The 750-nt window shown below is 59.6% G+C and carries 1 protein-coding gene; it reads right to left on the bottom strand.

Annotated features, from left to right (window positions below; genetic code table 11):
• Positions 1-243: 243 nt before the first annotated feature.
• The coding region (locus tag HMJ39_RS17335) for a transposase (RefSeq protein WP_194298263.1) at positions 244-750 on the bottom strand (507 nt) is incomplete at its 5' end.

Raw genomic sequence — 750 nt, 5'->3', positions numbered from 1 at the left:
GTGTATAGGAAGAATAAACGCCCTTTTTACCCAAGTCCAGCAGCTCTGACCACGGCTCTGACTGCGAATGACTAGCCCGGCAACCGTTCGATAGCCCCAAATGGACCTGAATTCCTTTCTCGTCGCTGACAACCGGCCTACTTTCTCTTCACAATCGGCTCCATTCCAGCCACCCGGCACAGCACCCCCCTGCCGCGGTGGTGAGCGTAGCATCCTGGCCTGAACTCCTGGTTTTCGGGCTCGTCAGTCAAACAACCCGTGGTGCAATCCAGCCGGCGGCGCCCGGCTTTCGGGTAGCGCCCTGAGCTCACTGGCTTCTGCTTTGTGCTCCAGGTGATCGAGTATCTGCTTGATCACTATCGGATCTTCAATACAGACAATCACCTTCATGGCGCCGCCGCAGGCGCTGCAGGTCTCGATGTCGATGTTGAAAACACGCTTGAGCCGCTGCGCCCACGTCATCGAGATATGCCGTTCCGCTGGTGTTGGTGGCTCATCCGCCACCCTGGCCTGGTTCCCCCTGCCCCGCTTTGCCGGCGTGACCAACACCCGGTACCGACTGTTCGGGGCAAACACACCATGAAAGCGGGTCAGATTGACTCTGGGCTTTGGTACCAGCGCCGCCAGTCTTGCGATGAAATCCAGCGGCTCAAAGATCACGTGCGTGGTGCCGTCCCGGTACGGCGTCTTGAGCTGGTAGCGCACGTTGCCGCCTCGTGTTAACGACAGCCGCTTCTCGGATACCGCCGG

This window comes from Alloalcanivorax profundimaris (assembly GCF_015265435.1).
GTDB classification, from domain to species: Bacteria; Pseudomonadota; Gammaproteobacteria; order Pseudomonadales; family Alcanivoracaceae; genus Alloalcanivorax; species Alloalcanivorax profundimaris.
Note: the sequence above shows the minus strand (reverse complement) of the source record. Positions and strands in the feature narration are given on the sequence as shown.